The sequence below is a fragment of the Microbacterium sp. NPDC055312 genome (assembly GCF_053645675.1).
Genome location: NZ_JBSHMU010000005.1, coordinates 79,224 through 103,003, shown reverse-complemented (window position 1 = coordinate 103,003; position 23,780 = coordinate 79,224). Strand labels below are relative to the sequence as shown.

Annotated in this window: 20 protein-coding genes and 1 pseudogene; 12 read left to right on the top strand and 9 right to left on the bottom strand. The window is 65.7% G+C overall.

Annotated elements, in window-relative coordinates:
• The first annotated feature begins 12 nt into the window (after window positions 1-12).
• Window positions 13-3,750 carry a hypothetical protein gene (locus ACWIDW_RS12530; protein ID WP_454125650.1) on the top strand — a complete coding sequence of 1,246 codons (3,738 nt, stop codon included), beginning with the start codon at window positions 13-15 and terminating at the stop codon, window positions 3,748-3,750.
• Window positions 3,751-3,852: 102 nt separating this feature from the next.
• Window positions 3,853-4,773, top strand: a complete 921-nt coding sequence (locus ACWIDW_RS12525) for a hypothetical protein (protein WP_454125649.1) — start codon at window positions 3,853-3,855, stop codon at window positions 4,771-4,773.
• Between the two features lie 68 nt (window positions 4,774-4,841).
• On the opposite strand, the gene ACWIDW_RS12520 is transcribed toward ACWIDW_RS12525, so the two are convergent.
• From ACWIDW_RS12520 to ACWIDW_RS12505, 4 genes are all read right to left on the bottom strand, one after another.
• Complete coding sequence (locus tag ACWIDW_RS12520; RefSeq protein WP_454125648.1) at window positions 4,842-5,339, bottom strand: hypothetical protein; 498 nt, start codon at window positions 5,337-5,339, stop codon at window positions 4,842-4,844.
• A gap of 43 nt (window positions 5,340-5,382) precedes the next feature.
• Window positions 5,383-5,943, bottom strand: coding sequence for a DUF5067 domain-containing protein (locus tag ACWIDW_RS12515; RefSeq protein WP_454125647.1), 561 nt, complete (start codon window positions 5,941-5,943; stop codon window positions 5,383-5,385).
• A gap of 158 nt (window positions 5,944-6,101) precedes the next feature.
• Window positions 6,102-7,829, bottom strand: coding sequence for a DNA/RNA helicase domain-containing protein (locus ACWIDW_RS12510; protein ID WP_454125646.1), 1,728 nt, complete (start codon window positions 7,827-7,829; stop codon window positions 6,102-6,104).
• Window positions 7,826-8,152: a nucleotide pyrophosphohydrolase gene (locus ACWIDW_RS12505; protein WP_454125645.1), complete on the bottom strand. Its 327-nt coding sequence runs from the start codon at window positions 8,150-8,152 to the stop codon at window positions 7,826-7,828. Before ACWIDW_RS12505 ends, ACWIDW_RS12510 begins: the two co-directional genes overlap by 4 nt.
• A 78-nt stretch (window positions 8,153-8,230) precedes the next feature.
• On the opposite strand from ACWIDW_RS12505, the gene ACWIDW_RS12500 reads away from it, so the two are divergent.
• On the top strand, window positions 8,231-9,118 hold the full coding sequence (locus ACWIDW_RS12500; protein ID WP_454125644.1) for an HNH endonuclease: 888 nt from the start codon (window positions 8,231-8,233) through the stop codon (window positions 9,116-9,118).
• Here ACWIDW_RS12500 and ACWIDW_RS12495 read toward each other — a convergent pair whose 3' ends face one another.
• The gene (locus tag ACWIDW_RS12495; RefSeq protein ID WP_454125643.1) at window positions 9,119-9,547 is read right to left on the bottom strand and encodes a (deoxy)nucleoside triphosphate pyrophosphohydrolase; all 429 of its coding nucleotides are present in this window, start codon (window positions 9,545-9,547) and stop codon (window positions 9,119-9,121) included.
• A gap of 173 nt (window positions 9,548-9,720) precedes the next feature.
• Between ACWIDW_RS12495 and ACWIDW_RS12490 the strand changes: the two genes are divergently transcribed.
• The gene (locus tag ACWIDW_RS12490; protein WP_454125642.1) at window positions 9,721-10,803 is read left to right on the top strand and encodes a type I restriction endonuclease; all 1,083 of its coding nucleotides are present in this window, start codon (window positions 9,721-9,723) and stop codon (window positions 10,801-10,803) included.
• A gap of 84 nt (window positions 10,804-10,887) precedes the next feature.
• Here the strand turns inward: ACWIDW_RS12490 and ACWIDW_RS12485 are convergent.
• Window positions 10,888-11,525 (bottom strand): annotated as a pseudogene (locus ACWIDW_RS12485) (ISL3 family transposase); the annotation flags it as partial.
• Window positions 11,526-11,566: 41 nt separating this feature from the next.
• Here ACWIDW_RS12485 and ACWIDW_RS12480 point away from each other — a divergent pair.
• Together ACWIDW_RS12480 and ACWIDW_RS12475 are read left to right on the top strand one after the other, a co-directional pair.
• A complete protein-coding gene (locus tag ACWIDW_RS12480) occupies window positions 11,567-13,207 on the top strand; it encodes an ATP-dependent nuclease (protein ID WP_454125641.1) in 1,641 nt (546 codons plus the stop codon).
• A gap of 283 nt (window positions 13,208-13,490) precedes the next feature.
• Window positions 13,491-14,141 (top strand): NAD(P)H-hydrate epimerase, encoded by a 651-nt coding sequence (locus ACWIDW_RS12475; protein WP_454125640.1) that lies wholly within the window; start codon window positions 13,491-13,493, stop codon window positions 14,139-14,141.
• Window positions 14,142-14,177: 36 nt separating this feature from the next.
• Here the strand turns inward: ACWIDW_RS12475 and ACWIDW_RS12470 are convergent, their stop codons facing one another.
• Window positions 14,178-14,675 (bottom strand): MarR family winged helix-turn-helix transcriptional regulator, encoded by a 498-nt coding sequence (locus ACWIDW_RS12470; RefSeq protein WP_454125639.1) that lies wholly within the window; start codon window positions 14,673-14,675, stop codon window positions 14,178-14,180.
• Window positions 14,676-14,877: 202 nt separating this feature from the next.
• Between ACWIDW_RS12470 and ACWIDW_RS12465 the strand changes: the two genes are divergently transcribed.
• The 6 genes from ACWIDW_RS12465 (at window position 14,878) to ACWIDW_RS12440 (ending at window position 21,399) form a co-directional block, all read left to right on the top strand.
• A complete protein-coding gene (locus ACWIDW_RS12465) occupies window positions 14,878-15,762 on the top strand; it encodes an ABC transporter substrate-binding protein (protein ID WP_454125638.1) in 885 nt (294 codons plus the stop codon).
• Between the two features lie 40 nt (window positions 15,763-15,802).
• Window positions 15,803-16,645 (top strand): amino acid ABC transporter permease, encoded by an 843-nt coding sequence (locus ACWIDW_RS12460; RefSeq protein WP_454125637.1) that lies wholly within the window; start codon window positions 15,803-15,805, stop codon window positions 16,643-16,645.
• 61 nt (window positions 16,646-16,706) lie between these two features.
• A complete protein-coding gene (locus ACWIDW_RS12455; RefSeq protein ID WP_454125636.1) occupies window positions 16,707-17,420 on the top strand; it encodes an amino acid ABC transporter ATP-binding protein in 714 nt (237 codons plus the stop codon).
• Between the two features lie 3 nt (window positions 17,421-17,423).
• Window positions 17,424-18,383 (top strand): aldo/keto reductase, encoded by a 960-nt coding sequence (locus tag ACWIDW_RS12450; protein ID WP_454125635.1) that lies wholly within the window; start codon window positions 17,424-17,426, stop codon window positions 18,381-18,383.
• 252 nt (window positions 18,384-18,635) lie between these two features.
• Complete coding sequence (locus ACWIDW_RS12445; RefSeq protein ID WP_454125634.1) at window positions 18,636-19,940, top strand: hypothetical protein; 1,305 nt, start codon at window positions 18,636-18,638, stop codon at window positions 19,938-19,940.
• 115 nt (window positions 19,941-20,055) lie between these two features.
• Window positions 20,056-21,399, top strand: a complete 1,344-nt coding sequence (locus ACWIDW_RS12440; RefSeq protein WP_454125633.1) for a DUF222 domain-containing protein — start codon at window positions 20,056-20,058, stop codon at window positions 21,397-21,399.
• A 174-nt stretch (window positions 21,400-21,573) separates the two neighbouring features.
• On the opposite strand, the gene ACWIDW_RS12435 is transcribed toward ACWIDW_RS12440, so the two are convergent.
• Both ACWIDW_RS12435 and ACWIDW_RS12430 read right to left on the bottom strand, forming a co-directional pair.
• On the bottom strand, window positions 21,574-23,070 hold the full coding sequence (locus ACWIDW_RS12435) for a SulP family inorganic anion transporter (RefSeq protein WP_454125632.1): 1,497 nt from the start codon (window positions 23,068-23,070) through the stop codon (window positions 21,574-21,576).
• 102 nt (window positions 23,071-23,172) lie between these two features.
• Window positions 23,173-23,757, bottom strand: a complete 585-nt coding sequence (locus tag ACWIDW_RS12430; protein WP_454125631.1) for a helix-turn-helix domain-containing protein — start codon at window positions 23,755-23,757, stop codon at window positions 23,173-23,175.
• Window positions 23,758-23,780 lie beyond the last annotated feature (23 nt).

The window sequence follows — 23,780 nt, the reverse complement described above, 5'->3', positions numbered from 1 at the left end:
TCGGAGACAGCCATGCCCGTTCGTTTCGCAGACCTCGTCCGCGAGTCGAGCCGCGAACTCAGCCTTCGCGAGCTGCTCGAGCAGCCGGTCACCGAGCTGATCGGCGTGAGCGCGGCGGCAGCATCCGCCCTCGCCTCCCTCACGATCGGATCGATCTTCGACCTCGGCACGTCGTCGGTGTTCGCCCGCGCGTCGGCCGCGCTCGCCGCGGCCGACTCCGACGTGCAGCTGGTGCCGCAGGACATCCTCGGCACGTCGGGCGCGGGCGTGCCGCCCGAGGATGTGCCGGGCCTGCCCCTCGGGCGGCTTCATGGTGTGTCGCAGGCCGTCGCGTCGGCCATCACCGCGGCCCTGTCGGTGAGCACCATCCGCGAACTCGCGCTGTGGCCGCCGCGCCGCGTCGCGCACGAGATGGTCGGCGTGGCCCTCGGCACCGATCTCGGCGACACCGAAGAGCGCGCTGCCGACGAGCTGCGCCCCGCGTTCGGCGAGTACCCGACTGAGCGCGTCTACTACGACACGCTCTTCATGCTCGGAACGGATGCCTCCCAGGCTCAGCAGCCCCTGTCCGCGCCGCTCTCGCTCGCGAAACTGGCCGGAGCCGGGCTCGCGTTCGGGGCGCCGGCGATCGGGGCGATCGCCACGTACGCGCAGTCGTGGTTCGCGCAGGGGCTCACGCTCGGGCACATGGTGCACTCGCTCGCGCTCGCACCCGGTGAGGCCACCCGGCTCGCGGTCATCGACTGGACCCGCAAGACCACGACGACGGCGAGCGAGTCGGTCGACGAGGGCGAGCGCCTCACGAACGCGACGAACCACGTGCGCGCGATCAGCGAAGTGCAGAACGCGGTGGCCGACGAGATGCAGGAGGGCGGATCGATCGCCACCGGATGGTCGAAGTCGTCGAGCAAGTCGAAGGGCTTCGCGGCCAGCGTCGGCGGAGGAATCGCGGGGGTGGCCGGCTCGATCGGCGGCGCGCTCGGCTTCGGCGGTGGCGGCTCGTACACGAGCCAGTCGGCCGAGACGCAGTCCGAGGCGACGAGCGCATCGTGGTCGGTGGGATCGCGTTCGGTGCTCGCCGAGATGAATCAGCGGGTGAACGACCGCACCGAGCAGTTCGCGACCTCGGTGCGCAACCGCCGGGCGACAGCCGTGCGAGAGGTCTCGCAGTCCGAGCACGAGCAGGTCAGCACCCGGATTGTCGCGAACTACAACCACATGCATGCGCTCGCCGTGCAGTACTACGAGGTCGTGCAGATCTACCGTGTCACGGTGCAGCTGAACCGGTTCGACCGGGCGCTGTTCCTGCCGTTCGAGCTGCTGGACTTCAGCACGGCATCCGGTGCCGATCTCGTCGCGCGGTTCCGCGGCGAACTGCTCGCCGGCGCGCTCACGCCGCGCGCGGCGGATCTGCTGATCGACGACCGCGGGCGCATCGAGGTGCACAGCGCCGTGCGGGTGCCGAGGCCGATCACGGTCGCCGACCTGGCGGTGGCGCCGGCGGCGACCGCCGCGACGGCGCGGATGGCGATGCGGCGGGTGGGTGACGACGCACCCCTTCCCGACGATCCGCCCGACGTGCCGCCGGTGGGTGACCCGCGGCAGCCGACGCGGGTGGTGACCCGGTTCACGGTCGTGCGCCCCGGGCCGATCGCCGTGGTCATCCCCGGTGACGCGAGCATCACCTCAATCGCGTTCGACGATGTCGTCGTCGATCGGGTGCGACTCGACCAGCCGGGGGTCGCCGCCGAGGCGAGCACGTTCATCGTGGCGGCGGGCACGGGGCAGGTCGACTTTCCGCAGGGTGTCGCCGCGCGCGGCATCGACGCGATCCACGTGGCCCGCGACTCGGCCGCCGCGGGCGAGGGGTCGATGGTCATCCGGTACGAATCCGAGGGGCAGCAGTCGCTCGCCGTCGTGCCGATCGCGGTGCTGGCGACGAGCGCGATGCAGAAGGTCTGCTTCCTGCGGGGGGATGCCGTGGGGCGCCGTGCCGAGCTGCTCGCGCACCTGCAGGCGAACCGCAGCCATTACACCCGCGTCGTTCTGGGGCGTCTGGATGCGGCATCCCTCGCTCTGCTGCTCGCCGATGTGTCGTGGCTGGGCAAGCCGCTCGCCGATCAGGTCGAGCCGAATCCGATCGCCGTGTCGGGCAACTATCTGGTGCTGCGCGCGCCCGCCGAAGACGGCGACGCCAGCGGGCTCGCCCAGTATGCGACGTGGCGCGATCTGCTGCGCGACCGCGGGATCGACTTCGGCACCCAGTCGACCCGGCTCGTGCCCATCCCCACGGCCGGCGTCTTCGCCGAGGCTGTGCTCGGGCGCTCGAACGCGGCCGAGAAGCTCGACATCACCCGGTTCTGGAACTGGCAGGACTCGCCGATCCCGCTGCAGCCGCCCGAGATCTCTCCGGTCGCGACCGGGTCGCGCGGAACGACGGATGACCTGAAGCCCGGGCAGCTGAGTGCCCCGGTGTTGGGCATCTCGGCACCGACCGTGCTGCCCGAACCCGCCGGGCTGTCGGCGGCGCTGAGCGCACTCGCGAACGGAAGCATGTTCCGCGACATGGCCGGCCTGGCCGGCACGCAGGACGTCGCGAAGGATGCCTCCGCCGGCACCCTCAACGCCGCCACCGAGGCGGGGCGCATCGCGAGCGCGAACTTCCAGGCCGCGACCACCCAGGCGACCGAGATGGGCAAGGCCGCCGCGAACATGTTCACGGCGATCAAGTCGGGTGAGGCCGCCAAGGGCCGCGACGCGGGCATCTCGGGTGACGGCGCCCGCATCAACCACGGCCGCGACATGGACGAGCGCGGAGTGACGACGCGCGGCGGCTCGGGTGGCGTCGCATCCGGCGTGGGCGGCTCGCCGTCCGCCGCCGGTAGCGGGGCGTCGGCCGACCCCTCGGCCGAGACAGGCACGGCCGATGCGGCATCCGACGGCTCGGGCGGCACCGACGTCATGCCGGGGCCGAGCGGCTTCGCGCGCGAACTCGCCTTCGCCGATGATGCCTCGTCGGTCTCACCCGACCGGCTGGGCGCCACGACCTCCGCGCTGGGTGTGCCGCTGATGCTGGCCGACTTCAAGACTCGCGGATCGGGCACGTCGATCCGCTCGTCGAAGACGCTGCTGCTGAAGACCCTCCGAGACGACGCGCTGAAGGCCGGGATCGCGCTGCGTGGCGTGACCCTGCGCGACCTCGCGACGCACCCGAACGGCAAGGCTTTCGCGGGCGTCGAGTTCGGTGCGTGGACCGACGACCCGAAGAACATCTACGTCAACCTCTCGGCCCTGCAGAAGATGATCGTCGACGCGGTGGCGAACGGCGTTCCTCTCGCCGATGCCGAGGACTTCGTGCGCGGCGCGGGAGTGCTCACCCTGCGCCACGAGACGCAGCACGCCGCCCAGTTCACGACGCTCACGTCGCGGGCGCCGACGTTCGCTCAGATGATCACGTTCGAGGCGGCCGCGTACAAGGGCGATGTCACCTGGCTGAGCGCTCAGGCCAACAAAGACCTGCTCACGAACACGTTCGGCTGGGATGCGGCGGCGCTCGCCGATGCGACCACCTCGAGCAGCACGCGCAAGGCGGCGTTCGACGCGTTCGCGGCCGACGCCGCGTTGAGCGACGAGGCGAAGCGCCGTGATGCGCTCAAAGCCGGAGCGAACGGAGAGGCCTTCCTGCCCGACGAGATCGTGGTGGGAGGCAAGAAGAAGAAGGACTACGTGGCGCGGCAGCTCTATCGCTGAGCCGCGGGTTCTTCTTGGGCTGGCGTGGGATGCCGGATGCTCGACGCCGGCGTTTCCGAGCGCGTGTCGACACGCGTAGATCTCGCCTGGTTGACTGCCCTCATGCATCGCGACACCGCTGTCGATTCTTTTGCCGCGCCGCGGCCCGCCTGGGTTTCTCTGATCGTCGGCATCGCGGCATCCGCCGTCATGCTCTTCCCGTCGTGGGTGGGCGGCGGCCGGCTGCCGCTGCAGAACCTGTGGCACGAGCAGACGATGCCTGATGGCATGCCGTTCTCGCTGCTGCCGCTGAGCCAGTACTACGCGCTGAGCATCTTCGTCATGCTGCTGCTCGGCGGGGTGGTCGCGGGGTTCGTCGTGCGAATGCTGCGGGCGCGCGCCTGGCCGGCGGCGCTCGGCGTGCTGCTCGTGCACGTCATCGCGACGGTGCAGAGCTTCGCCGTGCTGGCGGGTGGGCTCGGCATCGCCGACGGCTCGGCCGGGTCGCGCGAGATGCTCTATTTCGGGGGGATGCTCGGCGGCGTGCTGGTCGGGATGCTGCTGGCGCAGCTCGGATGCTGGATGGCATCGCGCCCGTCGGTGCCGTTGCCCGCGCTCGCCGTGGCGCTGTCGGCCGTGCCGGCGCGCAACTGGCTCGGCTACACGATCGCGTCGTTCGACCCGATCTACGGCTACCCGCCCGAGGTGGGCATGGTGCTGCGCTGGGTGCCCGCCGTGATCGTAGCGGCCGCGCTGATCTGGTGCGGGGTGCGTCCGCTCTCGCGGCTGGTCGTGTGGGCGGCGGGCCTGTTCGCGCTCTGGATGCTGCCCGCGGTGTTCACGGCCATCAGCTCTGCGCTCGGGATGCGGGTGCTCGACGTCGACCTGCGCGAGATGGCCGAGGTCGCGGTGCAGATCTTCCCGATGGCGCTGGAGGTGGAGGTGCTGCCGGTGGGGGTGGCGCTGGTGGGTGCGGGGGTGGGGGCCGTGGCCCGGTTGCTGATGAGAACCTCTCCTGACCGAGCCGCACGGCCAAATTGGTGATCTCCACCGATGCAGAAGCCCCCACTCGCTCTTAATGCGGTGAGGGCTTCTGCGGGCTGTTACGCGTATTACTCCATGCCCAGGCGGACTGTCTTCGTCACGCCCTGCACGGTCACGTCGTAACTGAGCTCGCCATTGTCGTAGGTGAACGTCTTCGTTTCATCGCCGGATGCGAGAATCGCGTTCTCCGTCTTGGCGGTGTCGTTGACCGAGTCGAACGTGAACGAGTCGCCCTCGGCGGGCACCTCGATGGAACCCGCCCAGTAGAGGGCTTGGGTGTCACCACTGTCGGCAACCCAGAAGACCTCGATGGTGTCAGCCGTGACAGTGGCCCTCTGCCAGCGCTCGGGATCGTCGGAGTTGGTCTGTTTCCATTCGCCAACCAGGCTTACGGGATCCGGGGTCTCCTCGGCTGGTTCGCTGCCTGTCTTCTCAGTCTGGGCAGATTTGTCGCTGCTCTTCGACGAGTCGGGTGCATCTGACGCCGAGCACCCAACAATGCCGATGCCCACGAGGGTCAGAAGTGCGATAGTCGCACCAATCTTCTTCGTGATGGTGGAGTTCAAGGGAGTGCCTTTCGCATATTCGGTGTCTTATCGCTGGACGTGCTTACTTCAACTCGAACGTCATCGAGCCGATTTCTGAATCTCCGAACATGCCGCCAGCGACGAGCTTTACCGGTGTGGTGGTGTCGTCAAGCTCATAAGAGATGGCGTTCGCGACCGTGCCGCCTCTCTTGATCTTCTCCATCTGTGACTCGCCGAATCGTTCATCCGGCAGCATGCCGGGCTGGAGTTCGTTCTCTGCATTCGGATCGTTGTCCTGAAACGCGCGGAAATAGCTGATCCAGACGAGAGGGTCGACCGACTCTCCGGCGACGTTCGTGGTGTCGTACCAGAAGGCGATCACCGGCTTCTCTCCGTACTCGTTCCCGACCGCTCCGACCGGTATCGTCTTCACGTCGGTAATCTTGATGATCGCCTCGGCCGTAGTCAGAGTCTGGTTCTCAAAGGTGTCCTTGGCCGCCGCCTCTCCCGGCGCATCAATCGCGACGGTCTTCTCGGCCTTTGGCGGGTTGGCGGTGGTTGCCGCAGGGCTACACCCCAACAGCGTCGTGGCCACGATGGCGACGGACGCGAGGGCGAGAGTGATCTTGCTGTTGCTGCGCATGAATGTCCTCTGGTGTAGGCGGTTGTACGGGATCGCCGTGAGTCTGCGCCGCCCCCTCGGCGGCACTCTGATGCTATCGATGCGCAGCGTCCGCCCTCGTAGGTGAACTCATAGGTCTTGCCCGGGTGGGGGGAGATCGGCGCCTCTGAGTAGCCAGCTCAACTCAGATAGTGATGAAGCCGCTTCCTCAACCCCTCGTCACACACGTACACGTACGTCCCGAGCATCCCTCGCGTCAGCAGCACCCCGTAGATGTTCCGGATGAACACGAGCAGATCATCATCGCCGAAGGCGTCCTTCAGGTGTCCGGTGTTCTCCTTGCCCTTCTTATCGCGGTACGCCTCACGATCGGCGACGATCGAGCCGTCCGGACCAACACGCAGATCCGGCCCGATGATCACCCCGGCGTAGTTCAGGTCGTAGCCCTGCACCGTGTGGATCGAGCCGACCTCCTCCAGCGACCCGGGCGCGTTGATCCAGTCTTTGTCAGTGCTGTTCCAGCGCATCCGCTCGCCGTCGATCTCGATGTCGAACGCCGACGGATCTCGACGCGACACCCAATCCCACGCGTATCCGGCCACGAGACGAGACAGCCCGAACTCGCGATCGCGGGCGCGAATGGCGCGTCGCATCTCACCGAGGTCGTCGAAGAAGCGCAGGTCATAATCGCCGAGATCCGGGCGTTGCGGATGCTCGCCGCGCAGAAGCGCACGGATGTACTCGACGTAGTCCGCGCCGGCGCGCACGCGCATCTGCGTGGTCAGCCGGAAGTGGCGGTGGGAGTCCTTGGCATCCCGAAGCTCCCGCTCGAGCGTCGCCGGCGCGAGGTCATGCGGACGAACGCTCTGCGCGCCATCGACGAGCAGCATCCGGTGACGGCTGCGGGCCCTGATCCAGTCGAGCTGCGTGCGCGACGGATCGTCCCAGCCGAACAGCTTCTCGTTGATCTCGCGGAACTTCTTGTTCTGCACACCAGAGGCCTGATTGGCGCGCTGATTCAGCCGGTGCGTCTCGTCGACCAGGATCAGATCGAACAGGGCATCCGACTCCCCGATCTGAAACGGGGTGAGCACCATCGACGGATCGAGCTTGGGCGTCTTCTTGAACACCTGCCGCACCGACTGCCGCAGCGACTGCTGCGGAATCACGAGAGCCATCTTCAGATCGCGCAGCAGCTCGCGGTTCTCGGCGGTGAAGAACTCCGCGAACATCGAGTCGGGCTCGACGTCGTCGTGATCCTGGTGGTCGCGGATGTCGGCGAGCAGCTTCATCAGGAAGATCGCGATGATCGTCTTGCCGGTGCCGGGGTCGCCCTGCACGACGAGGGTCGAGCGGGCATCCGGATGCTGCAGATCGGCCAGCAGGCCCTCGACGATGTCTTCGATCGCGATGGCCTGATCGTCGGTGAGCGCCTTGAACGGCGAGAGTTTGAAGAGGTCGCTGTTCTCGATCTGAGGGATGCTGCGGCTGAACAGCCCTTCGGTGCGCAGCGCTTCGAAGACGTCGCGGAACGACTCGCGATAGATGTCGCGATCGTAGTAGCGCGCGTCGCTGAGGCCGTCGTTGCCGTTCAGGATGCTGTACTGACCGTCGCCGTGGAACCAGCGGATCAGGTGCGATTCGAGGTCGAGGCAGACGGACTTGTTGAAGCGCTCGCCGATGACGACGCGGATCGACTCGAGCCCCTCGTTCTTCTTCGAGCTGGCGAGGTGCTGCCGCATGCGGGATGCCGCATTCACCGTCTCGCCGACATAGAGCTTCTTGCTGCGGGCCGAGCTGTCGAGCACGTACACGACCGGCCAGTCGGTGTGCTGCGAATCGCTGCGCCCCCACGCATCGACATGCTGACGTTCGAAAGGAAGCCGCTCGATGCTGAACTCGGTCATGGCTGCAGATCGGTGTACTTGGTGATGCGACCCTTCGACAGCTCGACCGGATACTTCGCGCGGGTCTTCTCGAGTTTGCTCATCACGATCTCGTCGATGTCGACACCGAGCCGGGACGCCATCTGGAAGCAGTAGGTGAGCACGTCGGCGAGCTCTTCTTCTACCCGAGTCTGGTCGGGCGTCTGCCCCCACTGGAACAGCTCGAGCAGCTCGGCCGCCTCGATCGAGATCGACTTCGCGAGGTTCTCAGGGGAGTGGAACTGATCCCACTCGCGCTCGACGGCGAAGTCGCGGAGGGCTTGCAGCGTTGCGGGGGACGGCATGGGGAGAACGTAGCAGGAGAGTGTGCGCGCAGAAGTGAGTTGCTCGGACGAGGCGGCGGTGTCGGTAGATTGAGCCGCATGGCCCGTCCCGCGCTTGAGCAGCAAGCAATTCGAGAAGATGTATTCCGCTGGCTCGACGATCGACGCGCCGCCGGGGCGTACGAGTTCAGCCGCGCTGAGCTCATCAGCTATTCGTACCAGGGTGAGCGCATCCCCTTGCTTGATACCGGCCGCGGTATTCGCAATCCGGCCGACTTCGACTCGACCCTGACCATCATGACGAGCTCAAAGAAGACCGAGTACTCCGACGGGATCAGCGCTGAGGGGCTTGTGCGCTACTCGTATCAGTCGCGCGACGGCGGCGACAATCGAAAGCTTCGCAACGCGTACGACAATGCAGAGCCGCTGGTCTATTTCCTCGGCGTGCGCGCCGGGTTCTTCGTTGCTTTCTACCCCGCATACATTGTGCACGATGATCCGCTTCGGCGTGAGGTTCATGTGGCGCTCGACGAGTCACTGAGATTCTTCGATGACCCCATGCACTTGAACGAGACGGAGCGTCGGTACGCACAGCGTCTTGTGAAGGCGCGCTTACACCAGCCCATGTTCCGAGCACGGGTGCTGCGCGCGTACGCCACAGCTTGTGCGATCTGCGAGCTGAAACATGCCGAACTGCTCGACGCAGCACACATCGTTCCCGACGCGAGCAGCCACGGCGTCGCGGAGGTCACGAACGGTCTCGCCCTATGCAAGATTCACCACGCTTCGTACGATCGGAATCTTCTCGGCATCACGCCGCAGTACGAGGTCCGCATCGATCGAGCGTTGCTTGAGGAGATAGATGGGCCGATGCTCCGACACGGCCTGCAAGACATGCACGGTCGGCCGCTGACGCTTCCGCAAAAGAAGGCGGACTGGCCTTCACGCGACCGACTGGCAGAGAAGTACGACCAGTTCGCTGCGTAGTCAGCGCATCGATTGCGACTGCGAAATCACCTTGCTCACAGCCGGAAGGTCTGCCGGAGCCCAGACGAGCTCCGTAAGCCGACTGATCTCCACCCAGCGGAGTGCGGTGTGCTCTGACCTCCTCGGGAGACCGTTCTCGAGAACCGCGTAGTAAGTCGCAAGGCGAACCGTCCCGAACTCGTAGAGATGGGTCGTTGTGACTATGTGATCGCCTATCGTGATGTCGCAGCCGAGCTCTTCGAGAATCTCGCGCTTCAGCGCCGAGCGCTGGGTTTCATTGGCCTCGACCTTGCCGCCAGGGAACTCCCACATTCCTTCTAGCGCCTTGCCAGGGCCACGTTGCGCGGTTAGCACAGTGCCATCCCGCGTGATGACCGCGCCGACGACGTCGATTGGCCCGCTCGAGTGATGCTGAGACCTCGCTTTCACAACACCTCCCGGGGTCGTCAGTTGGCGAACAGACTACCCACCCGTCACCGGCCATTAGGGCACGGAGGCGTCTACCCGGGTTGGTTAGGGGCGGATCACCTCCGCTAGGGTCAAGATCAGGCTCTCTGAGGGGGGAGTCGGTGTCACTCAGTCAACGAAGATGGGAGCGGCTGATGGAGTTCGCGGAGCGCCTCGAATCACTCGCGGTAAAGGTTCGGAACCAAGCCACAGCAATCGGCACGGAGGAGGCGACGAAGAACGCCTTTGTGATGCCGTTCATCTCGACGATCCTTGGATACGACGTGTTTGACCCGCTCGAGGTGGTACCGGAATTCACCGCAGACGTCGGAACCAAGAAGGGCGAGAAGATCGACTACGCCATCATGCGAGATGGCGAGGTACAGATCCTCATCGAGTGCAAACCATCGATGGGCTCCTTGAAGATCGAGCACGCGTCGCAGCTGTTCCGGTACTTCTCGGTCACGAACGCACGAATAGCGGTTCTCACGAACGGCGTTGTGTGGCACTTCTACACTGACCTCGATGCTCCGAACCGGATGGATGCCAAGCCGTTCCTGGTTCTGGACCTGCTAGATATCGATGAAACGTTGATCCCCGAGATCCAGAAGCTCAGCAAGGAGAGCTTCGACCTCGAGTCGATCATCAGTGCAGCCGAAGAGTTGAAGTACATCGGTGCGCTGAAGCGGGAGATCGCTGCTCAGTTTCGGGAGCCGACCGACGAGTGGATTAAGTTCTTCACTTCTCGGGTCTACGACGGAGCATTCACTCAGCGTGTACGCCAGCAGTTCACGGGCCTCGTAGGCAAGGCTGCCCAGCAGTTCCTCACTGAGCGTGTGAATGACAGGCTCAAGGCCGCACTCGGGGTAAGCGGAGGTAGCCAGGTTTCCGACGTTCCGTCGCCGTCAAGCGCGGAGGTGGCCGAGGCGGATCTCGATCGAGACACCGAGATTGAGACCACGCTCGAGGAGCTAGAGGGCTACCAGATCGTTAAGGCGATTGCGTGTGGCGAGGTCAAGCCGCAACGAGTGACACAGCGCGATGCGAAGAGCTACTTTGCCGTACTGCTGGACGACAACAACCGCAAGCCGATCGCCCGCCTTCACTTCAATGGCAAGCAGAAATACCTCGGTCTTCTCGACGGAGAGAAGGCTGAAACGCGCCACCCGATTGTCGATCTCGATGAGATCTACGTTCATGCGGAGGGCATCCGGGAAGCTGTGCGGCGCTACGCGTGATCGGTTGTCCGTTGGTAGCGTTACACAGCCGACCGCACTTGGCCGCAGGCACGCAGACTTCTGTTTAGTTCGGGCCGCATCCAACGCGAGGATGTCGGCGGCGCGTTGTTCACGGTGCGGCCGAGCTTGCGGATCACACGTAGCGGGGTAGGGACGCCGTTGGTGATGGCGGCGATCACGGTGCCCGGGTCGCTTCGACCTCGACGCGCTCGTAAGCGGCGAATACTGCGTCCAGGCGGAGCTTCTGCCGGTCGGCGAGCAGGCTGGAGCCGGTGTGCAGGACGTCTGTGGGTGTAAGGCAGGATCACCCTTCATTCCGCGGTGCGCCCTGGCGTCCTGCTGGATGCGGCGCCGGCAGACATCGAGCTCGTTGCCGGCGCGCCGGACGTCATGGAACTGATCCATTACCAGGAGTGTCAGGGAGCGCCTGGGAGGCCGGGGTCTTGACGTCTGCGAACCCGGAGCCCGTCCATCGCGACCACCTCGATCTGCGAGCCCACTCCTCCGGCCTTCCGGTGAGTCACTGCTCTAACACGGCCTTGGAGCGGCTTTCATCCATGTCTTGCAGACGTGCCGGGCTGGTCTTTTAGCGGGCTGGGGTGAGATCGATGATCACGTTGGCCTACTTCTCGCCGAGCCGGGTAACGCCAGGCATGCTCATCTACGCCGATCGTGCCGACCCCGTCGCACCTGGCAGGGTCATCGATCAGCGGCCAAGAACCAGATTGGCTGCAACCAGAGCTCGATGCGTTAGGTTGCCGACGTGGGACTCTCGTACAGATTTACATCGATCACCCTCACCTCCGGACAAGAGTTGCAGCTTCTCGGCACCGGTGTCACTTGTGTGGTGGGCGCAAACAACACCGGCAAGTCGCAACTCCTGAAGGACATGGTCGAGACAGTCCGGGGTCAGATGGGTGTGTATTACGGCCCCGATTCCGGCGAGCGTGGCGCAAGCCGCTCAGTCGTGAGGGAAGCGAGTTTCATCGTCGACGCGCACAGCGAGCAGGACATCATTGAGTGGGCGTCCGCGAACACTCTGGCGGTGGGTCCTTCGCACGCGCCAGGTAACGTCATCCTTCCTCCGAGTCAGAACCAGACCCATTTGTCGAGCATTGCGTCGAGCGTCACCTCAAGCGCAGCAGGCAATGGATTGCAGTATCTAACGGATTCATTCGTCAGACGCATTCCGGCTGGCGGAGCGATGGCCTACGCGGCCGGTGAGTTGCGCACAGACCAGAACCCGGACTCACTCCGGAACTGGTTGATTCGCCGTCTGCACGAGAACGGCGAGCTCGAAGCCGAATTCTCGGCGACTGTCGAGCGGCTCTTCGCGGTTCCCTGCTTCGTCGACCGCGTAGGGTTCCCTCCACGGCTCCGCGCGGGACACGTGCTGGTCGACCCGCCGCCCGTAAATGCACTCACGGCTGAGTATGCGGACGCTGTAAACTCATGCCCACCTCTCGACGATCAAGGAGACGGCCTTCGGAGCTTCGCCGGGCTCGCCTTAGTAACTATGGCCTTATCGCCCTCAGTGCTTCTACTCGACGAGCCTGAGTCGTTCTTGCATCCAGCTCAGGCTCGCGCAGTTGGGCGCTGGCTCGCCGCATCGGCTCGTGACAGGGGGATGCAGGTAGTCGTGGCCACGCACGACCGGGACTTTCTCATCGGTCTGCTGAACGGCTCGAAGGGTGGGGGCCTCGAGATCCTCCGGCTCACGCGCGCCGAGGAGGGCGCCCGGGCTCGCCAGCTGGAATCGACGGACCTTAACGCATATTGGACGGATCCCACGCTGAGATACTCCAACGTGTTGCAAGGCCTCTTCCACGAGCGGGTCGTGGTGTGTGAAGGAGACCGCGACTGCAGGTTCTACGGTGCGGCGGCCGATGAGTTGGCGACCTCGCTTGACAAGCAGCACGTTGCTGACAACACCTTGTTCATCCCCAGTAGTGGCACAGGCGGCTTTGCGAAGCTACTGAACGTCCTGCGAGACCTAAACGTAACAGCATCCGTGATCACCGACTTCGACTTCCTCGATGACCGGGCGAAGGTCGAAGCGACGCTTGCGGCGCTTGGAGCGACTTGGGACGAAAGCGTCAACGCGGCGTGGTTGAACGCGATGCGCCACATCGAGCGAGGCAAGGAAGCGTCGTTCTGGAAGAAAGTTCACAACGGTGGACTCGACCAGGTTCCGGCTGGGGTCGCGACTAAGGACTTTCGCGCACTCCTCGGAGAGTTGGCAGTTCGTCGGCTACACGTTCTTCCGGTTGGCGAGCTGGAGGACTTCCACCGCGAGGAGGGCAAGGGCGCCGCTTGGGTCGGCTCCGCGCTAGACGCGGAGGCTCATAGAAGCGCCTCAGTACAGTCATTGCTTTCGGTCGTAATACCTGAGCTCAAGGCCTAGGGCGGGAGACTGTTACAGATGGGTGGCGAGTTGTAGTCACGCCGCCGGTGCGACGGTCATGTGGCTTCGAGTTCGAGAAAGTGATTAACAAGCGGGCAGCGCTCGGCTACCGCCTGCACACAAGATCACCACCGCATCGTCAGGCAGCACCGGGTTCGGCCGCGGCGATCGCATCCAGGCGACGATGGCGTTCGAGCGGCTGACCTGACCTCTCGAACCGACGTGGCAGTCGGCGGTAATTCCGTACGTCGAAGCCCCACGAACCCCGCAGTACCGTGAGGTCATGCCAGAAACCGTCCCCACCTTCACCACCGCCCAGGTGCGCGCGGCGGAGGCGCCGCTGCTCGCCGCGGGCGTGCCACTCATGCGCCGTGCCGCGGCCGCGCTCGCCGAGGTCATCGCCGAGCACAACCCCGAACGGATGCTGGTGCTCGCAGGCCCGGGCGACAACGGCGGCGACGCGCTGTTCGCCGCCGCAGACCTCGCCGCCCGTGGGGTTCCTGTCGACATCCTGCGCACGTCCGACCGCGTGCACGAGAAGGCGCTGCAAGCCGCGATGGACGCCGGCGCGCGCAGCATCCGTCTCGTCGATCTCGACCCGGCCGCTTATGACGTGATCGTCGACGGCATCCTCGGCATCGGGGCGCGCGGCGCACTGCGCGGGCACGCGCGCGACGCGGTGACCGCGCTGCTGTCGGCATCCGCTGTCGTCATCGCTGTCGACCTGCCCAGCGGACTCGACGCCGACACCGGCGCTGCCGACGCCGCCGTGCTCGCGGCAGCGACGACGGTCACGTTCGGCGCGGTCAAGGCCGGCCTCTCCCGCGGCGAGGGGCCGCGGCTGAGCGGGCGGATTGTGCTGGTCGGCATCGGGCTGACGCTCGACCCGGCGGATGCCGTTGGGCAGGCGACCGTGACCGACAAACGCTCCTGATAGGCGCCGCCACAATGGCGGGTGGCGGACTGTCCCTCAGCTTCTCCTTCGTGCGCCACTCAAGCTCGACGCTAACCGTGACAGGGCCGACTTGATCACCTCGGCCTCGTCGGCGTCGAGCTTCGAGTACCAGATGCTCTCGCGGGCGTTGTAGTCGCGGTAGACCTCGGCCATCAAGGCCGCGCCTTCCGGCGTCGCCTCGATGAGAATGCTGCGACCGTCCGTCTCGGCGGGAGTGCGAGTCACCATTCCGTCGGCCTCGAGCCGCTTGAGTAGTGCGGAGACCGCAGCGCGGCTCATTCCGGTGAGCTCGGCGACGCGCAAGAGCGACATCCTGCCAGCCGATACCAACACGATCAGCACGCGCAGCCCGGCAGGTGTCAGACGCTGCTCGAGTTCGCCCCTGATGTCGTAGACGATCAATTCGAAGGCTCGGTGCAGGGTCATGAAGAATGTCGCCGCTTCGAGGTTGAGCCACGGCAGCTTCTCGCCGGCCAATCGGCCGAAGTGCTCGACGAAAGACCAATAAGTCACCTCGTCGACTGTCGCTTCCGCGGGGTCGCTTGGGACACCCTTCGGTTGTTCTGCACTCACGAGTTCGATACCTCCAACGCACCACTGGGTCAGATCGTGCCCTGAAGTCTAGCGAGATCTGATCACAGAATAGTTAACGTGTTGACTATCTCACAGAACCTGGTTAGCGTGCTGGGCAACCCCTCCACCGAAAGGAGAAGCAATGAGGCTTCGCACCACCCGAGCAGTTGTGTTCACCGCCGCCCTCGCCTTGGCAGCATCCTTGGCAGCATGCTCTTCGCCCCCCGCATCCGACCCGGCCAACGCCGCCGACGCAGAAGGCAAGATCGACCTCACCAGTGCCCTCGGCTCGGCCGGGGTCCTCGTCGCCGCCGACAGCGGCAGCGTCAAGCCGCTCAAGTTCACCGAGGCGGGCAGCCCTGAGATGAAAGGCCTCATCGTCGATCTCACCAAGGAGTATGCCAAGCGCCTCGGTCTCGACGTGAAGTTCGAGAAGGTCTCGTCCGATGCCGTCATCCCTGGCGTCCTCGCTCAGCGATACGACGTCGCGCTCGCAGCCGGCGACTTCGCCGAGCGGCGCAAGACGCTTGACTTCGTCGATCTTGTCGAGGGTGGTGTTGTCCTCATCGTGCAGAAGGGGAATCCCGCCGGGATCTCCGGTCGCGCCGACCTCTGCGGGGCTCGCCTTGCCATCGTCAAGGGGAGTATCCAGCAGGGCTACGCCGACGAAGAGCAGAAGAAGTGCGCGGATGCCGGTAAGCCCGCCATCGACATCCAGGGTTATGCAGACGGTCCCACCGCGACCCTCGCTCTGCAGAGCGCGCGGGTCGATGCCGAGTGGTCGGACCTCGCGGTCGCCAACCAGCTCGTCGCCGACGAGCCGGAGCAGTTCGAACTGGCCGGCGAACCCGAGCACCTCGCTCCGTATGGCGTCGGCATCCCCAAGGACAACACCACGCTTCGGGATGCCATCTTCGAAGCGCTGACCGAGATGAAGGAAGACGGAACATACGACCGCATCCTCGAGGAGTGGAACCAGTCCAGCCTCGGCCTGACGAAGATTGAGATCAATGGCTCAAAGTTCTGAAGTCGTCCTGCGCGCTCCGCAGGACGCTGAGGAAACGGGCTTGGCGAAGCCGGTCTATCGCTTCGCCAAGCCCCGGCGAACATCGTGGTGGGTCGCTGGACTCATCGCGGCGGTTGCCGTCGTCGGCCTGGCCGACTTCTTCGTCCGCGGCAAGAACTGGCAGTGGGACGTCGTGTGGGAGTACCTCTTCCACCCCGACATCCTCGGCGGTCTGCGCAACACCATCATCCTGACCGTGGTGTGCGCCATCAGCGGGCTGGTCATGGGTGGTGCGGTCGCATATCTGCGGATGTCGGCCAACCCGGTCTTCCAGGCGATCGGCGCCGTGTACATCTGGTTCATCCGTGCCATCCCGGCGCTGGTGCTGCTCCTGTTCATCTTCTTCCTGTCCGCTCTGCTCCCGCAGATCCCGATCGGCTTGCCGTTTCTTCCTCCGCTGGTCTCGTTCCCCACGAACGAGCTGATCTCGCAGTCCACAGCGGCGATTCTCGGGCTGACGCTCATCCAGGGCGCGTACATCGGGGAGATCTACCGCGGCGGCATCCTTTCAGTCCCCCGTGGGCAGCTCGAGGCCGCTCGCTCGATGGGGATGACGGACTGGCAGGCCATGCGGCGGGTCATCGCACCACAGTCGATCCGCGTGATCATCCCGTCGCTCGGCAACGAGATGATCACCCTGTTCAAGAACACCTCGCTCGTGTTCGTCATCGGATACACCGAGTTGCTCACCACAGTTCAGCTGATCTACGGCGTGACCTACCAGACGATCCCGCTGCTCGTCGTGGCGTGCATCTGGTATCTCGTGCTCACAAGCCTCGCGATGCTCGGCCAGCAGCAACTCGAGCGCAAGTTCGGAAAGGGGTTCCGCGGTGTCACCGATTGAACCGAACCAGACACCGCTGATCCGCGCGCGGGACGTCGAGAAGCGATTCGGCGACAACCACGTGCTCCGCGGCATCGACCTTGATCTGCACGCCGGTGAGGTGATCTCGCTGCTCGGCCCGTCGGGCTCGGGAAAGAGCACCTTCCTGCGATGCGTCAACATGCTCGAGACGCTCGACTCCGGCACTGTCCACTATCAGGACGAACTGCTCGGATTCGACCTGAAGGCCGGCGTCTATCATCCGCTGACCGAGAAGAAGCGAGCACGGCAGCGCCAGCATTTCGGCATGGTCTTCCAGCAGTTCAATCTGTTCCCGCACATGACTGCGATCGAGAACATCTGCGAGGGACTGCGCGTCGTGCACAGGAACTCGAAGAGTGAAGCTCTCGAGCGTGCCAGGTACCTACTCGACCGGGTCGGACTCGCCGAGAAGGCAGATCAGTATCCGGCGATGCTCTCGGGCGGCCAGCAGCAGCGGGTGGCAATAGCACGCGCTCTTGCTCCGCAGCCGAGCGTCATGCTCTTCGACGAACCGACATCGGCGCTCGATCCCGAGCTCGTCGGTGAGGTGCTGGACGTGATCCGAGAGCTCGCCGCCGCCGGCATGACGATGCTCATCGTGACCCACGAGATGAACTTCGCTCGGGAGGTCAGCAATCACGTGGCCCTGCTTGATGAAGGGCGGATCGTCGAATTCGGTGCGCCCGAGCACGTGCTTATCAATCCCCAGTCGACGCGCGCACAAGCGTTCGTCAATGCAATGAAAAGGAAGTAGAACATGCGCAACATCGGAAAGAGCGACATCGCGGTCAGCGAGCTTTCCCTCGGATCGTGGCACACATACTCACGTCTGTCATTCGAAGCCAACATCAACCTGATCAACCACGCGTACTCGCGAGGCATTCGGTTCTTCGACGTGGCGTACTACCGCGACAAGCCGCACACCGAGGTGCTGTTCGGGCGGATGCTGCAGGAGGCTGACTTCTCGCGTGATGACGTCGTCATCGCCGAGAAGGTCTGGTACTTCGACTATCCCGAGCGGTCTCTCACCGCGCAGCTCGACGCGTCGATGCGGCGCCTCGCGGTCGACAACGTTGACGTCATCATCGTGGAGCACCCGCGTGCTGAGATGGATGTCGAGCAGTTGACTCGGGATGCTGCCGAGTTGGTCACCTCGGGACGCGCGCGCGTCTGGGGCGGCCTGAATTGGCGCCCCGAGCTGATCCGTCAGGCCCACGACTACTGCGTTGCGGAGGGGCTTCCCACACCCGAGATGGTGCAGCTCAAGTACTCGGTCGTGCGACAGAACGTCGTCGACGGCGCCGACTACCAGTCGGTGCTGGCTGACACGGGGATCTCGGTGCACGCATCCGATTCGCTCGAAGGCGGCATCCTGACCGGCAACCTGTCGCCGTCACGCCACATCGGACTCGACATCGGTGGCATCCGGGAGGACATCAAGGCTCGCGTACCTGCAATCGAAGAGGCGGCCGCCTCGCTCGGCGTCACTGCAGCAGAGTTCAGCATCGCGTTCGCCGTCAGCAGCCAAAACGTCTGCTCACTGCTCTTCGGCGCCACGCGACCCGAGCAGATCGACTCCAACCTGCGCGGTCTCGAGCTGGCGCAGACACGTGGCGAAGAGGTACGTGCACTCGCTCGCGACCTGGGCGTCGACAAGCACGAGATCGACCCGCCCTACGGCCACGACGTGCCCCTTACGGCCGACTTCATCGCCTGATTCGGGCAGTACGATCGGGGGCGGCACTGGTCGGTGCCGCCCCCGATCCGTCGTCAGCTCTGTTCCGAGGTGCGCTCGTTCGGCGCGGTCGATACCGGCCGAACCCGCGCACCCGAGCGGGTCGAATCAGGCGCGCTGACGGCTTTCGCGTCGAAGCCACTCTTTCTGCACAATGGCCGATGCTGAGAGGTGTTCCACAGGTGCCGGGGCAGAGGGCGCTGGGCGTCGGAGCGGATGCCTATCGTCGCCTGCATGAACTATCGCGAGCACCTGGTCGTTCCGTCGCCCGTGCGCATCGAGGTGTCGGTGCCGGGTCGCCCGGAGTGGGACAGGACGATCGAGCTTCCGAAGCACTCGCCCGAGACATGGCTGTGGGAGGCCTACCTGCTCAGCATCGGTATCGAAGCGTGCGACGAGGAGGTCGCCGCACTCAGGTATCGCCATCCGCACGTCTACTGCGGCGAGAGCTGGGTGGTTCGAGACGAGTGGTCCGCGCCGTTCGCGGCCCGTGCCGTGCGCTACGCGGGTGATCACTTCTTCGGCGATGATCCAGCCCCACTCGCCGAGGCGGCGGTGCGGGTGCCGTCGTTTCCGTTCGAACTCGACATCACCGTTGAGCGCGCGTCCGGTCGGCAGGCGGGAGACGCGAGTGTGTCGATCGTGGCTGCCGGCGCCGACAGTTCGCTGCGGCCCTCGAAGGACTGGCAGACGAGCGCGCAGCCGCTGGATCTGGATCAAGCCAACCGCGAACTCGTCCGTCGCTTCGGCATCGTCGTGCCGTTCGTCCGCTCGGAGTCCCTGCGCGCCATTCCCGACGACACCTCCGCGGGCTCGCTGATCGCTGATCTGCTCGCACCGCTGACGCCGGTGCGGCGGCTCGCTCTTCGGGCTCATCTGAACGCCACCGAACTGCTCGACGCCAACCGGCTGGGCATCGACACGGTGCGCCAGGCGACCCACGCGCTGCGGGCCCTGATCGACGCGGTCGGGCCCGACGGCACCGACCAGGACGCCACCAGCGGGTGGCTGCCGACCAGCGTCGTCGACAGGGGCGTCTCCGGCGTCGAGTGGGATGCCGATGATGCGGCGGATCTGCTCAGCTCGTTCGCGCGGCGTGCGGGGCTCATCCGGCGGCTGAAGGGACGCGTCGTAGTCAACGCAATCGGGAAACAGCTGATGGCTGATCCGGTCAGGGCCTTCCCGCGGGTCGTCAGCGCGATCGCGGGCGGGACGCGAGGGTACTGGGGCTCGTTCGACACGTGCCGCTTCTCTCGCGCCGCGGCTCTGCTCGCACTCGCCGATGGATCCGCCACGTCGTACGACCAGCTGGCCGGCTACCTCGAGAAGGCGCACGCGGCGCGTGACACGAGAAGGTACGACGAGTACGGCGACTGGTACGACACCGTCCGTTCCCGCGCGGGGTTCGATCGGGGCGAAGCAGATCGGGTGCTTCGCGAGCTCACCGACGGACTGCTCGCACTGTCGGCTCCCGGTGCCTTCGGCCTGGTCACACCGCACATTCGGGCGGTGGCGCGCGCCGCATTGCAGCGCGGCTGAGCGTTGGGTGCGGAGAGCTGCGGAGCGCCGCGCCCGGGGCGAGTGGCCCAAACATCATCGAACAAAATTTCGAGATAGCGTTGACACGTGTATCGAACACACGTACTATTAATGCATGTCGAAGCTCACGCGATTGATCGAAGCGATGTCGTCGCTCGATCGATCGTGGGGCGATGCGGAAGACGCAGCGGACCTGACCCGTGAGCAGTTGATCGCGATCGACAGCGCTATCGGGATGGTGAAGCGTCGATTGGATGCCGTGCACGCCGACGTCGCCGCGGGGATCTCTCGCGAGTCGCGTCCTGAGCTCGGAGCGGACAGCCTGGCCAAGCAGCAGGGGTATCGCACGCCGGCGAAACTCATCGCCGCGACTACGGGCGTCTCGACGGGGGATGCGATTCGACTCATCAAGGTTGGGGAGGCGACGGCTCCGCGGGCGGATCTGCTCGGTGATCGGCTTCCCGCGCGGTATCCGCTGGTGCGGGAAGCCCTGTCTGACGGTGCAGTCAGTTCGCAGGTGGCCGGGCTCATCATCAGCCTGCTCGATCGGTGCCGTATCGCTGCAGGGCCTGAGCGGACGAGCGAGGGCGAGCGGATCCTCACCGAGGCCGCCGTCGGGCTGTCTCTGGACGACGTGCGCAAGCTGATCGTCCGCGCCGAGGCGTGGCTGGATCCGGATGGAGTGGAGCCGCGCGCCGAAGAGCAGCGTGCCAAGCGCTCACTGACGATGTTCGAGCGTGACGGGATGGTTCATCTGAACGCGCTGCTCGATCCCGAAAGTGCCGCCCCGGTGATCACCGCGATCCGCGGATACGTCACCGTCGCATTCGCGGCCCGACAGGACGCACCGGATCCCGATGCGCCGGATGCCGATCGCCGTACCGTCCCGATGATGCAGGCCGACGCCCTGAGCCTGTTCGGATCGCACATGCTCGGCTGCACGACGCAGACGCCCGCGCTCGCAGGAGCGACGGTGGTGGTGCGGATGACTTTGCAGGATCTTCAGGCGGGCACCGGTTCGGCGACGATCGACGGGATCGATCAGCCGATCAGCATCAGCGCGGCTCGCCGGATGGCTGCCGACGGCGGGATCATCCCGTGTGTGCTCGGCGGCGATAGTGAAGTGCTCGACTGGGGGCGCCGGCGACGATTGTTCACCCCGGCGCAGCGACACGCTCTCGCCGAACGCGATGGCGGATGCGCCATGTGCGGACTGCCGCCCGGCATGGCCAAGGCGCATCACATCCGATGGTGGCAACGCGACGCCGGGCCCACTGATCTCGCGAACGGGGTCCTGCTCTGCGAGACCTGTCACCACCGGATACATGACAACGGGTGGGACATCCGCGTCGACCCACCCGGACAAGGCAACACTGTCTGGTTCGTGCCACCACCACACGTCGACCCTGCCCGCGCGCCGCGCCGGGGTGGCCGAGCACGATTCGACATCGCAGCCTGACCCTGCGCGCCGGTGATCGTCCGCGCGGTCACGGTGCATCCGCTAGCTGTGGTGCCTGCCGCATGTGGGGCTAGGGGTACTTCGGCACGCTCAGCGTGTCAGGAGGGGCCAGGCGTTGTAGGGCGACGGCGCGCCGGTGCGGGCGGTGGCGTTCGTGCAGGCGTGAGTTCTTCCCTACTCGAACCCGCCGCTCAAGCGCCCGTGAAACACCCCGCTCGCGTCGTTCATCCCCACGATCTCCACCGACTTCCCGTACGCCGCGTACTTCGTCTCGATGGCATCCAGCGCGGCGACGGTCGACGCGTCCCACACGTGCGATCCCGACAGGTCGATCACGACCTGGTCGGGATCGGAAGAGTACGAGAACAGCGTCGTCAGGTCGTTGCTTGAGGCGAAGAACAGCTCGCCCTCCACGACATACCGGGCGACCCCGTCAGACACCGAGCGCGTCACGTTGGCCAGGTGCGCCACGCGCCGCACGAACAGCACCGACGCGACCAGCACGCCGCCGACCACCCCGACGGCGAGGTTGTGGGTCAGCAGCACGAGCACGACGGTCGAGACCATCACGAAGGTCTCGCTCTTGGGCATCCGCTTCAGAGTCGACGGGCGCACGCTGTGCCAGTCGAAGGCGCCGATCGCGACCATGATCATCACCGCGGCCAGCGCCGCCATCGGGATCGTCGCGACGAAGTCGCCGAACACGACGACGAGCAGGAACAGGAAGACGCCGGCGCAGAACGTCGAGATGCGGGTGCGCGCCCCCGACTCCTTCACGTTGATCATCGTCTGGCCGATCACCGCGCATCCGCCCATGCCGCCGAACGCGCCCGACAGGATGTTCGCAACTCCCTGCGCCCACGCCTCGCGGCCCTTGCGCGAGTGGGTGTCGGTGATCTCGTCGACCAGCTTCGCGGTGAGCAGCGACTCCATCAGCCCGACCAGCGCGACGGCGAGCGCGAACGGCGCGATGATCGTGAACGTCTCCCAGGTCAGCGGCACGTTCGGGATGAACAGCGACGGCAGGCTGCGCGGCAGCTCGCCCTGATCGCCGACGGTCGGCACCGCGATCGCGAACGCGAGCACGACGCCGGTGACGATCACGACGGACACGAGCGGGGCGGGGACCACCCTGGTGATGCGCGGCATCACGATCATCACCGCGATGCCCAGCGCGACCAGCGGATACACCAGCCACGGCACGTCGATCAGCTGCGGGAACTGCGAGCTGAATACGAAGATCGCCAGCGAGTTCACGAACCCGACCATCACGCTGCGCGGGATGAACCGCATCAGCTTCGCCACACCCAGCACCCCGAGGAGCACCTGGAACACCCCGGCGAGGATCACCGTCGCGATGAAGTAGTCGATGCCGTACGTCGGCGCCACCGGCGCGATGACCAGCGCCACGGCGCCGGTCGCGGCCGTCACCATCGCCGGTCGGCCACCGAGGAACGCGATCGACACCGCCATGATGAACGACGAGAACAGCCCCACCTTCGGATCGACCCCGGCGATCACCGAGAACGCGATCGCCTCGGGGATCAGGGCCAGCCCCACCACGAGTCCGGCGAGCACCTCGCGGGTCAGCATCCGCGGACTCTTCAGCGCGGTCAGCACCGACGGGTTCGGCCGGTAGCGGGCGGGGTCATCGACGGATGCGGTGGACATGCGGCTCCTGAGCGCGCCTCGAGAGGGGATGAGGCAGACGTTCCAGCGTAGAGCGGATGCCCTGGTCGGGCGCCGCACGGTATTCCCCCCGACCGGCGACGCTCAGGCCGACCCGCTCCAGGGTGCCGGCACGATCACCCAGGCCACGCTCGCGGGCGCATCGCCGGTGACCTCCCACGTGTGCGGTTCGCGGCCCGGAAAGGTGAGCGCATCGCCCGCGCGCAGCGCGACCGAGCGGTCGGCGAAGCGCACGGTCACCTCGCCGGCGATGACGTGCAGCACCTCGACGTCGCAGTTGATCGTGTACAGCTCCGACCCGCCGTGCGCGTGCGGCTCGAGCTCCGAGCGCAGCAGCTGCACCCGCTCTTCACTGCGCGGCGAGAGCAGTCGCTCGTCGGCGTGCATGCCGCCGAGATTGATCCGCGGCGCGTCGACGAAGGTGACGTGCTGGATCTCGGGCTCGGTGAACAGCGCGCCGACCGGCAGTGAGAGCACCTGGCACAGCTGCACCAGGGTCGAGACGCTGGGCGAGGTCTCATCGCGCTCCACCCGGCTGAGGAAGCCCTTCGACAGCCCGCTCGTGGCCGCCAGCTGGCTGAGCGACATGCCCTGACTGGTGCGCGCGGCACGCAGTTTCGCGCCGATCGGCGTGGTCACCGCATCGGCGTGCGGGTGGATGGCGCGCATGGATGCTCCTCGAAACAGTACGG

What these genes read in the sequence shown, in the direction of transcription:
- ACWIDW_RS12525 (WP_454125649.1), top strand. Translation starts at nt 3,853, where the DNA reads ATGCATCGCGACACCGCTGTCGATTCTTTTGCCGCGCCGCGGCCCGCC.
- ACWIDW_RS12445 (WP_454125634.1), top strand. Translation starts at nt 18,636, where the DNA reads ATGAACTATCGCGAGCACCTGGTCGTTCCGTCGCCCGTGCGCATCGAG.
- ACWIDW_RS12505 (WP_454125645.1), bottom strand. Translation starts at nt 8,152, where the DNA reads ATGCCGTCCCCCGCAACGCTGCAAGCCCTCCGCGACTTCGCCGTCGAG.
- ACWIDW_RS12440 (WP_454125633.1), top strand. Translation starts at nt 20,056, where the DNA reads ATGTCGAAGCTCACGCGATTGATCGAAGCGATGTCGTCGCTCGATCGA.
- ACWIDW_RS12500 (WP_454125644.1), top strand. Translation starts at nt 8,231, where the DNA reads ATGGCCCGTCCCGCGCTTGAGCAGCAAGCAATTCGAGAAGATGTATTC.
- ACWIDW_RS12435 (WP_454125632.1), bottom strand. Translation starts at nt 23,070, where the DNA reads ATGTCCACCGCATCCGTCGATGACCCCGCCCGCTACCGGCCGAACCCG.
- ACWIDW_RS12430 (WP_454125631.1), bottom strand. Translation starts at nt 23,757, where the DNA reads ATGCGCGCCATCCACCCGCACGCCGATGCGGTGACCACGCCGATCGGC.
- ACWIDW_RS12475 (WP_454125640.1), top strand. Translation starts at nt 13,491, where the DNA reads ATGCCAGAAACCGTCCCCACCTTCACCACCGCCCAGGTGCGCGCGGCG.
- ACWIDW_RS12465 (WP_454125638.1), top strand. Translation starts at nt 14,878, where the DNA reads ATGAGGCTTCGCACCACCCGAGCAGTTGTGTTCACCGCCGCCCTCGCC.
- ACWIDW_RS12490 (WP_454125642.1), top strand. Translation starts at nt 9,721, where the DNA reads ATGGAGTTCGCGGAGCGCCTCGAATCACTCGCGGTAAAGGTTCGGAAC.
- ACWIDW_RS12510 (WP_454125646.1), bottom strand. Translation starts at nt 7,829, where the DNA reads ATGACCGAGTTCAGCATCGAGCGGCTTCCTTTCGAACGTCAGCATGTC.
- ACWIDW_RS12515 (WP_454125647.1), bottom strand. Translation starts at nt 5,943, where the DNA reads ATGCGCAGCAACAGCAAGATCACTCTCGCCCTCGCGTCCGTCGCCATC.
- ACWIDW_RS12530 (WP_454125650.1), top strand. Translation starts at nt 13, where the DNA reads ATGCCCGTTCGTTTCGCAGACCTCGTCCGCGAGTCGAGCCGCGAACTC.
- ACWIDW_RS12450 (WP_454125635.1), top strand. Translation starts at nt 17,424, where the DNA reads ATGCGCAACATCGGAAAGAGCGACATCGCGGTCAGCGAGCTTTCCCTC.